8 protein-coding genes are annotated in these 10,847 nt (G+C 39.2%); 1 reads left to right on the plus strand and 7 read right to left on the minus strand.

What is annotated here, in order from left to right; translation table 11 throughout:
- Window positions 1-26: 26 nt before the first annotated feature.
- The 7 genes from OQX62_RS18440 to queD all read right to left on the minus strand — a co-directional run bounded on the left by OQX62_RS18440 (window position 27) and on the right by queD (window position 9,326).
- Window positions 27-1,538, minus strand: coding sequence for a SusD/RagB family nutrient-binding outer membrane lipoprotein (locus tag OQX62_RS18440; protein WP_265833087.1), 1,512 nt, complete (start codon window positions 1,536-1,538; stop codon window positions 27-29).
- Window positions 1,539-1,552: 14 nt separating this feature from the next.
- The gene (locus OQX62_RS18445; RefSeq protein ID WP_265833088.1) at window positions 1,553-4,951 is read right to left on the minus strand and encodes a SusC/RagA family TonB-linked outer membrane protein; all 3,399 of its coding nucleotides are present in this window, start codon (window positions 4,949-4,951) and stop codon (window positions 1,553-1,555) included.
- 207 nt (window positions 4,952-5,158) lie between these two features.
- Window positions 5,159-6,163, minus strand: coding sequence for a FecR family protein (locus OQX62_RS18450; RefSeq protein WP_265833089.1), 1,005 nt, complete (start codon window positions 6,161-6,163; stop codon window positions 5,159-5,161).
- Between the two features lie 92 nt (window positions 6,164-6,255).
- Complete coding sequence (locus OQX62_RS18455) at window positions 6,256-6,858, minus strand: RNA polymerase sigma factor (RefSeq protein ID WP_265833090.1); 603 nt, start codon at window positions 6,856-6,858, stop codon at window positions 6,256-6,258.
- A gap of 100 nt (window positions 6,859-6,958) precedes the next feature.
- Window positions 6,959-7,894, minus strand: a complete 936-nt coding sequence (locus OQX62_RS18460; protein ID WP_265833091.1) for a rhodanese-related sulfurtransferase — start codon at window positions 7,892-7,894, stop codon at window positions 6,959-6,961.
- A gap of 69 nt (window positions 7,895-7,963) precedes the next feature.
- A complete protein-coding gene (locus OQX62_RS18465; RefSeq protein WP_265833092.1) occupies window positions 7,964-8,983 on the minus strand; it encodes a COX15/CtaA family protein in 1,020 nt (339 codons plus the stop codon).
- Complete coding sequence (gene queD, locus OQX62_RS18470) at window positions 8,973-9,326, minus strand: 6-carboxytetrahydropterin synthase QueD (RefSeq protein ID WP_265833093.1); 354 nt, start codon at window positions 9,324-9,326, stop codon at window positions 8,973-8,975. The genes OQX62_RS18465 and queD overlap by 11 nt, the downstream gene beginning before the upstream one ends.
- A gap of 273 nt (window positions 9,327-9,599) precedes the next feature.
- On the opposite strand from queD, the gene OQX62_RS18475 reads away from it, so the two are divergent.
- On the plus strand, window positions 9,600-9,872 hold the full coding sequence (locus OQX62_RS18475) for a hypothetical protein (protein WP_265833094.1): 273 nt from the start codon (window positions 9,600-9,602) through the stop codon (window positions 9,870-9,872).
- Window positions 9,873-10,847 lie beyond the last annotated feature (975 nt).

Here is a 10,847-nt window from a genome sequence, read left to right on the forward strand (position 1 = left end):
TGACTGAACTCAATTAATTTATCTGTCTAATTCGTATTATCTGTATCCCAGAATATTTTTGAAGTGAACTGACTGATTGTTCCCTGGCCCAGCACATTATCCGGATTGTAATTGTATTCGCTTTGCGGATAAAGTAAGCGTACAGGTATAATGCGTGTTGTAGCGGCCGGATTGTCTGAAACAGGAATGTCGGACGGTATATTCAACCTGCGAAAATCTGCCCATGATTCCATATCATTCACGCCATTCATTGCTGCCCATTTCTGTGTCATAATCAATATGATTTTATTTGAAGCTGCATCCCAGTTACTCACATCATTCTGAAGATATTTTGCAACATCTTCGGCACCCAGATAAACAAATGATTGTGTCACCGCTGATTCATACAGTGCACGGGGTGTGCCAGCAATCAAGCCACGCTGTGCTGCTTCAGCCTGGAGAAATAATGATTCGAAATCTGTCAGTAATGGCTGGGCCATCTCTGCACTTTTTAATAGTCCGGAGCCAATTGCGGATTTTACATTTGGATTGTCGGCTGATGAAGCTGTAGGACCAAACCTGCTTCCAGAATAAGTAGTACCGTTGCCGTCATCAATTGTAGTGTATAATTTACCTAATCTCGGATCATTATTATTTTGATAGAAATTAATTGCGTATTCACTAGCTATATAATAACGATGGTTATCAGTCGGAGCAGACTTTCCTACCGGAGAATAACCAAAGCTCGCCCAGAAAGGATTTTGTTTACCAGCAGAATTGCTGTAACCAGGGTTAACACTGCTGCCCTCACCTATGCCTGTAAAGCCTAAACCATTTGCAGTGATCTTTGCTATTTCAGCAATAATATATGCATCTCTACCTGGCATCTGTGTTTGACGCAGCAAAATGCGTAACTTCAGTGTATTTGCCAGTTTACCCCATTTTTCTGCATTTCCTTTATACATGATATCAAAAGCGGCATCTGCTGAAGGAACCTTACCTATACTTTCCTTAAATAGCATGGCCGCTGTATCCAGCTGTCTAGCTAAATCTTCATAGATATCCTGACCTTTATCGTAGGCTGGCCTGATTGCTGATGTAGATTTTAATGCTTGTGTATAAGGGATGTTCCCATAAATATCTACCAGATTTTGGTAATCATAAGCTTTCATTGTTTTGGCAATAGCTACATAGAACTGATTGCCAGTGGCGGCCGATTTGGTCTGTACATATTCATAATCTTCCAGGTTATGGTAAAGATTATCCCAGATCGTAACTGTAGGACCATAATTGGTAGTGAATTGATAGCTGCGTTCTTCTGCAAAGGCTGATACCGCACCACTATAGTTCCAATAACCTATCCATGCGGAGGCAAATCTGTAAAAATCAGTTGAGCCTGTTGTAAACCTGCCGGTAGAATTCAGTGCATTTGTCAGCACTAATCCCGGGGTTACATCTGTTGGCTTATTAGGGTTTTCATTAATATCCAGGTAATCTTTGGTGCAGGCTCCTAAAAGGAAAAAGGCTGCTATACAAAGTAATTTTATCTTGTTATTCATCTTTGACTGCATAATTATAAAGTAATAGTTGCTGTGAAACCATAAATACGTGTTGGCGGTGTCTGGTTAAGATCACTAGAGCCCTGAGCGTTGTCCGTAGTTGCATTAAATTCCGGATCGGTATAAACATTTGTCTTAGGTCTGAACATGAAGAGGTTTCTGCCTACTAATGCAAAATTTGCGCGTTTAATGAATTTAGCATTTGCTTCAAGGAATTTAGCTGGCACTTCATACCCTAATGAAAGTTCACGCACTTTCCAGAAAGCAGCACTGGTCACATAATTCTGCATTACCCCAAAACGAGTAGTTGAACCAGCCCAGAAGTCTATTCCGCCTGTTCTTGTAGTGATGTTGGTATTTGGAGTATATACGCCTGGTGAAGTTTCAATAACAGAGTTAGGATACACAAATCTTTCACGCCCGTTAGTAGCCGAACCATAGCTGATACCGGAGAAATCCATTGTACTGCCTGCCCCACTGTAAACTACGCTTCCGCTGCGGTATTCTCCTGTACCAGATAATGTGAAGTTGCGGAAATTTACGCTTGTACTTACACCCAGAATGTTTTTAGGTGTAGTCTGACCAAAAAGAATATTTACCTGACTTAACTTAGGGAACCCTGTACCCGCGTCAACAATTGTTCTTCCTTCCGGATCCAGGGCATAACCATTACCCATCAGCACGGGGTATGGCTGGTCTTTCACGATATAATTGTTGTTTCCAATACTGAGATTTGGTAATCCCTGGTAAAGTTCAACTGCTTTATTCTGGTTGTAGGAATAATTAACACCCAAATTCCATGTAATGCCGCGACCGTTCTCGCTAATGATAGGGGACCCTTTTAAGGAAAGCTCTACGCCCCGGTTTTTACCTGATCCTGTATTGATAATTGCATTGGTAAAACCAGTTGCACTCGAAATATTAATTCCTTTAATAATTTCCTGATCTTTTGTTGTTTCCCAATAGGCAGAAGATTCCAGCATAATCCTGTTATTCAGAAATCCCAGCTCAATACCAATCTCGGTAGATAGTGTCTGCTCTGGTTTTAGATTCGGATCATATACGGTCTTACCTACACTGTAACCTGCGGTACTTCCATAAGGGAAACCGGCACCAACATCAAAAGTAGATTCAAGGGAATATGGACTAAACTGAACAGCGTAAACTTTGGCTACACCTCCTCTGATCTTTCCAAAAGAGAGTATATTACCTTTAAGCGATTTAAAAGCATCTGTAAAAATAAAAGAGAGATCTGCCGAAGGATAAAAGAATGATCGGTTTTCCTGCGATAATCTCGAATCCCAGTCATTACGACCTGAAGCATGAAGAAATAGATAATCCTTATATCCAACTGTCAGGTCTCCGTAAATACCAAATTGCCTGTCTTTAGTAGATTCTTCATTAACGATAGCATCACCAGAACGACTACCTACATTGTAGAAATCTGGTATAACAAGAAAATCTGTTCCTGCCGATAACTTCCGTAATGACCTTTGTATTACTTGTGTGCCCGCAATAAATGTCGCACTGAAATCCTCATTCAGTTTCTTTTTAAAAGTAGCCAGGAAGTTTCCTTCCATACGGCTGTTAAACTCTGAATAATCCGATGATCTGCCTGGTGAAGTTTGCGGATTGGCTATAGCTTTACCACTTGCCTTTGCAAAATCAGAATAGCTTATCGCTTTCGTAATATTCTTGCCGTTTTTTGTGAAAGTAGTGATACCACCTCTCGCAGTTAGATTTAACCAGGGTGTAGCATCATAAGATATTGCCAGATTACCTAGCAAGTCATCCCGGCGCTCATTGTTGCGTGTTCGCTGTAAATTAAAATATGGATTTAATCCGTAATCATTATAATAATTGTTAAGGTCTCCGTAGATGGAGTTGATGTCCTCGTATGACGTAAGAGGAATATTAGCTGGTGTATTTATAATATTATCATAAATCTGTGAGTTTGATTTATCTACATTCTTTTGTGTATAATTAAATGTATAATCAACTTTCAGTTTATTAAAAATACGCGAGCCATTGATTCTTGCCGCAGTGCGGTTGGATTTATCACCCGGTACATAGCCTTTGCTATTTACACGCTGAATATTGATATAAGTAGAACCCTTGTCATTTCCTGTACTAAAACTCAGGTCATTTTGCTCGTCAAGTCCGGTGTCGAAGAATTTTTTCTTCTCATCTGCAAGATTGGAGTAGGGTGACATCTGTATGGTGCCATCAGGAAGTGTTCTGCCTAGTGGACGTATAGTACCATCAAAACGATCCCCGAAATTCTGGTTTTCGAAGGGCGTATATAGTGGATTTCCATATTCATCCTGACCTGATCCACCGCCAAACTGAGTCTGCATTTTTGGAAAATAAGATAGTTGATTCAGCTGAGTCGTGTTGGTATACGTTATCTGGGTATTGTCTTTTGCACCGCGTTTTGTAGTTACGATTAAAACACCATTTGCTGCTTCTGATCCATACAATGCTGCGGCATTCGCACCTTTCAGCACGTTTACATTCTCTACATCATTGGGATTGATAGAGTTCATATAACTAAGTGGTACAACTACACCATCAAGAACAAGTAATGCCTGGTTATTTCCCTGAAAAGACCTGTTTCCTCTTAACACAATCCTAATTTGGTCGCCCGCATCAATCTGATTATTAGCTTGTACAATTTGTAATCCTGACACTTTTCCCGACAAGCCTGCAGCCAGGTTCGTTGGTTTGCTCTGGGTAAGATCTTTTGCATTTACCTGTTGTGTAGAATATCCAAGTTCTTTTGCTGCGCGCTTGATCCCCAGTGCCGTCACTACAACTTCTCCCAATTGCTGAGCATCTTCTGTCATAATTACGTTAACCACAGGTTTACCTGCTACAGCTACTTCTTTTCGGGTAAAGCCAATATAAGCAAATACCAGAATGCTGTTAGCATCAGGAACTCTGATGGAGAATTTTCCTGAAGCATCTGTATTTGTACCTTGGGTACTGCCTTTAATAAAAATACTCACACCCGGCAGCGACTCACCATTATTACTGGTAACAGTTCCGCTTACAACCATCTGTTGTGCTACTGCATCAGGGTGCGCTGCAGCTTTCACTGCCAGGACTACATCACCATTTATAATCTCATAATTGATATTATGCTTTGTCAGCAGGACGTTAAGCAAACTTCCTAAAGACTGATTTTTAGCATCGATTGATACCAGTTGATCTGCATCAATAAAGTCTTTACTATAGACAAATTTCAATGACGTAATCACTGATACTTTTTTCAATACAGATGATAAACTTCGGTTTTTAACTGAAAGATTGATGGATTGGTCTAATACCGCATCCTGAGCTTTGCTGTTTCCTGCATAGGAAACGCCGCAAATTGCTAATGCAATGGCTAATTGACTCAATGTGACTTTCATAATTTTAAATAAGCCAATACGGTCTTGTAAAAATAAATTCATAAATTAGATTGTTTCTTATTGATTAATGAGACAAATAAATTCCCTTTAGAGCGGCGCAATCGCTCTATTCAAAAGGGGATAATTCTTCAAGAACAGGAGTGGTTCGAACACTTCTGTTCCTTTTTCTTAAATTTGTGTGTGTCTATTTTTCCATGATATTTTAGGTTAGTTGGTTTTAGGTTGTTGATTGAGGGTTCTTAAAATGATTTTATTGTTTTCTTTACTATATTCTGCATGAACTGATTTGCAAATCAGCACAAGGATATCTGCAAGGTTTTTGTTCGTGAAATCAGCTGTCAGCTGATATTGACGCAATGCGATGCCTTCCGCCTGGACGTCTAAATGGTAATATTTGCTTAGCTCTGCAACTATATCTTCCACTTTGGTATTCTCAAAAGTCAGACTTGCTTTGTGCCAAATCCTCAGGTCTGATGCTGGCGGTACCACAGCTTTTAGTAGCTGGTGATTTGTATGTTGATAATTAGCTTCTTCTTCCGGATGTAATATCACTTCTGTTTCGTCCACTCGCTTTGTTGCATGTATATTTGGTTTTAAAGGTATACTTACTGATACCTTACCTGTTAGTACCGATACTTTCGTATAATCTTCTCCTGGAATTGAGCGGATACGAAAACTGGTGCCCCAAACTTTCGTTTTTACTTTCCCACTGGTCACGATAAATGGATGTTCAGCATCTTTAGTTACCTCAAAAAATGCTTCTCCCTCCATTGTAACTTGCCGGAGTTTCCCGAATCTGGATGGAAAAGTTAGACGTGCTTCAGGACTAAGCCAAACAATACTGCCATCTGGTAATAATTGCCTGGTAATAGAGTGAGTCATATTATGAACTTTTATCAGAGGCGATTTTGCTATTGTATTTACAGTTTGCTTATGTAAAGCGTTATAAGCAAATAGTGACAACCCGAAGGTAATCAAAGCAGCAATAGACCAGCGTGTTATCCAGTGCGTATTACGCTTTTTGTTAAGCTCATTTCCATTATGGGGAATGCCAGTCTGAAGGTAACCGGAAATATCGTTGCCCATAGCCTCTTCAAAATATTTATCCAGCTTACCCTGTTTCATTAAATATGTAAAAACCTCCAGTTCTTCATCTGTAGATTTTTTATCAAGATAGCGGTTAACCAGTTTTTTGAGGTAATCCTCTTCCATATGCTGCGGCTTATACTTACAAGACAACAAAAATGGTGGGAAGGGTAGTGGAAAAGAAAGAAAAAGTAATTTGCTACTTTAGCTAAATGGATTTATCTTAAATACCCGCCTATAATTACCATAAAGAGGGTAAGAGAAATACCAAATTCTTTTTTTATGGAAGAACTCAATACTTTCATTGAATGTACCATGTGATTTTTGACTGCATTTCTGGAGATATTAAGTGATTTTGCTACCTCTTCATAAGATTTCTCCTGCTCACGGCAAAGTTTAAAAATTTCACGCGTGCGTTCAGGAAGTTTACTTAATATTTTTCGGAGGAACAGCACATATTCTTTATGCAGAAGTTCTTCTTCAGTATGGTTACGTGTAGCTATAAAACCTGCTATAATCTCAGCTATCGCTTCATCAGATCTGAAAACGATTTTAAGATTATTTAAGGTGTGATTACGTGCGGTGATAAACAAATAAGCGTCAAAAGACTTTACTCCCATTAAGTTCTGCCTGTTTTCCCATATTTTGATGAATACTTCCTGGGTCAGATCCTCAGCCAGTGGTACTGAACTCACATATTTAATTATAAAAGTAAAAATACGACGATTATAAATCTCATATAAACCAGTAAAAGCAACCTGATCTCCTTCAATCATTCGTTGCAGGAGATCATTTTCAGTATTTTCTGGTCTGGTTGGCAATGGTTCTTAGGATTAGATGATTCAGGTAATCAAAACTAAGGAAAAATTAAGCAAGGTTAAAATCTATTCATCACAGTCCTGAATACCATGATAGGATTAATTATGCTGAAATGCCTACTGGCTGCGGAACTTTAACATAATAGCCGGTTCCGTCATACGGTCGGCGGCGAGGGTTTGTGATACATGCATCAGAGCAGCATCCCTGTAATTTTGTGCCACATTCATCACACTGAGTAATGTGCTCATTACATTCCGGATTTGCGCAATTGATCATTTTGGCTGTAACCGTACCGCAATTATAACATTTGGAAACCACACTTGGATTTATGCTATTCACATCAACCGCTATACGGTTATCAAATACATAACATTTACCTTCAAAATCTTCTCCGCCTGCTTCTTTACCATATTTGATAATACCTCCATGTAACTGGTAAACGTCATTAAAGCCATGATGAAGCAACAGGGCAGAAGCCTTTTCACATTTTATACCACCTGTACAGTAAGTAAGTACTTTTTTATCTTTATACTGTGCAAGTTCATTGATTTTCTCCGGGAAATCCCTGAAGTTCTCAATGTCAAGCGTAATTGCATTTTTGAATTTGCCCAGGTTATGCTCATAATTTGAGCGTACATCAAGAATAATTACATCTTCCTGATCAATCATTTTTTGAAATTCTACCGGCTCGAGGTGTTTACCCGTGCGCTCATTCGGGTTGATTATACTTGTATCTTTCAGTCCTGAATGTACAATCTCTGATTTATAGCGGCAATGCATCTTGATGAAAGAAGGTTCTTCTACATCATCAATTTTAAATTCAGTTTTTGCGAAACGTGCATCAGCATGAACAGCTTCCATATAGGTCTGGCACGATTCTACCGAACCGGACACTGTTCCATTCAAACCTTCATCAGCCACAATAATACGGCCTACAAGATTTAGTGATTTACAAAATTTAAGGTGATCTGCAGCAAATTGTTCTGCATCAGCTATAGGACTATAGCAATAGTAAAGTAAGGTCTGGAATTTTTTCATAAAATTAATACCGCTGCAAACGGCGTTTAACACTGCAAATTTAACAATTAATATTTATAATATAAATGATCAGGTAATTATTAGGCGGTCATCTCGCTTTCCGCTGCTATAAGTAAATAATAAGATGACGATCAGGAGCGCTATTCCCATACCCTGATGGAATAAAGCATAGTAACGGTAATTTGTGTTGAGTATGTTCAGGAGAGTCATTATGCCCAAAATAACCTGAAATAGAACCAGTATAAGTGGAAGGATCCGGATACGAACCAGTCTGTGATCTTTTTTCCAGACCGTTGTTCTTTTATATGTTATAAAAACGGCAATAATGATGAGATAGGCAAGTGTCCGGTGTATTAATTGTATCCAAAGCAGGTAGCTAAGTGGTGAAGGAATAATAAAGCCGTTCATGTCCGGCCATGTTGGTGCAGCAAGCGCTGCTTTTGATCCTGCCATTAAAGCTCCGAAAACCAGTTGTAGTAAAATCAGGCCCAGGCTGATGAGACAACTGGTTTTCAGTTTTCCTGAAAAGTGATGTGTTGCTGTACGGATACTCAATTGAAATGCTATCCAAAGCATATAACACAGCAGTATAATTGCGGTAATAAAATGAATGGCCAGTTTCACCTCGTTAACGGCTGTCATGGTATTATTCAAACCGCTTTTTACCATAATCCATCCTATAACAGCCTGTAATAATCCTAATAGAAAGAGTATAGTTAACTGTAGGAGTAATTTCCCATTTATTTTTCGCTGGATGGAAAAAATGAGGAAGGGGATGATAAAAATCAAGCCTATAAACCTTGCCCAGTTTCTGTGGAACCATTCCCAGAAAAAGATAGCTTTATAGTTATCTAATGTAAAATGAGCATTGACTACTTTGAACTGTGCAATTTCTTTATACTTATCGAAACTCGTTTGCCAGGCTGTGTTATTCATAGGCGGAAGACTTCCCAATAGCGGTTGCCACTCTGTTATTGACAGGCCAGATCCAGTTAGGCGGGTAATCCCACCCAAAATGATCTGAATAATTACCGCGAGAGCACCACAATAAAGCCATATGGCGATCGGTTTATTGGTATTATCCTTCATAGATCACTCCCGATGTAGGCGTTTCATTCAATTCTATCCTGCAAAGATTGGGAATGTCTTTCTTTAATCTTTCCCAGAACCATATGCTTAGATTCTCCGCTGTAGGATTTTCCAGCCCTTCAACGGAGTTCAATACCTGATGATCGAGCAGGTCTATATGTGGTTTAGTCAGATTTTTTATTGCTGTATAATCTATTATCCAGCCGGTATCTGTCCCCGGTTCGCCTGTTATATAAATTTTTAGTGTATAAGTATGCCCATGCATTCCTCCGCATTTATGTCCTGCTGGTACGTTAGGCAGATAATGGGCAGAGTCGAACTGAAAAGTTTTGTAAATAATCATTGTATAAATAATATATGCAAAGGTGTGATTCTAAACAGGCTGAATAAATGACCAAAATCATGTTATTGGAATAATGTGATGCTATAATAATTGTGTTATTAATTACGCATATTCAGGCAATGACTGGTGCTTTTTGTATATAGTTGTTCGTATGCTCACACTTTTTCAGATACCTTTTGCGTAGATGAACACATTATGCTGAAGTTCAGCAAAAATTTCATTGTACTGTGTGAGCCGCACAATTGTTATCCGGCAGAATATCTGGAATATTTTATGGATCAAATCTCTGTAGCAGAGATGGAGGCAAAAATAGGACTTGAAGTACTGAATGATAATTTCACGATGGCCTTCTTTATGAAAATTGCATTGGGTTTTGGATTAGCGAATGATGAAATCCCGGATTTTAATGAGGAAGATATGATCTTCCTGATTGAAATGGACGAGCTCAGGGCTCGTTGTCACCATATTGCCAGTCAGGAAGAAAGGATTGCAGTATTTAGATCTTTCTGCCAAAAGCGTTATGACCAAATCGCTAATCGAAACTAAGTTGGCGATCACCCAGGGGGTAGGATATGGTTGAACAAGTTATCAAACACTTACAGAACATTTACCAAACACTTAGCAAACGGCCTTTCAAACCTATTCCTTGCTAATTTTGATATCCTTTCCTTGCTAACTTTGTCCTATCCTGTTTCAAATCCTGCTGTTACGCTCAAGTGGGTCACAAACAACACAAACATTTAAAATGCTTTGTACAGATAAAAATAAATCATTTACCAATGAAATAATCTTATGGCCTAAATAAGGATAAGACAAGTAGGGGGCAACAAGGGAGACTGACCTACATGACTGCGCGTATACAGCGCATAAACTGCGCATCTACTCCGCCTTTTTCAGCTAGTTAAAAAAGGCGGAGTAGATGCCCAGTATACGTGGTATATATGCGGTATTATTCAGTTCTTACTCACTTGCTCCTCCCTTTCTGTGTCTATCTTATTTATTGTAGATTGTTGTCGTTGTCCCCCGGTAAAAAATTAAGAGGTAGTCGGTTCGAAGATAGTGCGGTGCTACTGCGGTACATCCCAACTAGTTGAATTGAGCGGAGTATCAGCGTAGCCAGACCTTAGGGAGGCCGCACTAACCTGAGGGATGCCCATTATACGCCCATGTATATATATAACATCACAAATTTCAGCGGTCAACTTCCGTTGAACAGCTAACCTGAGGGCCGTTCGGTTTAAAGGTGGTGCCGTTTTTTGTACTGGATCACAGGTTTTTCAGCCAGATTGTGCTGGGTGGAAAAATGCCTTAATGTTTTTCTGCCTGAAAAATAGCGACTTAGCGTGTGCAAACAACTATTTGTCCGGAATTGTTTGCGGGAGTAAAAATTTTCCCTACTTTTGCATCCCGCTTCGGAGGAAGGGAAACAGTGAAAAGGATAAGTGAAGAAGATTTTGAAAGACGTGTAAAGAGAAGGAGCCTGTCAGGGTTTGTTTAAATTTAAAAAGGGTTTTAAGGCCC

This window comes from Pedobacter sp. MR2016-24 (genome assembly GCF_026239655.1).
GTDB lineage: Bacteria > Bacteroidota > Bacteroidia > Sphingobacteriales > Sphingobacteriaceae > Pedobacter.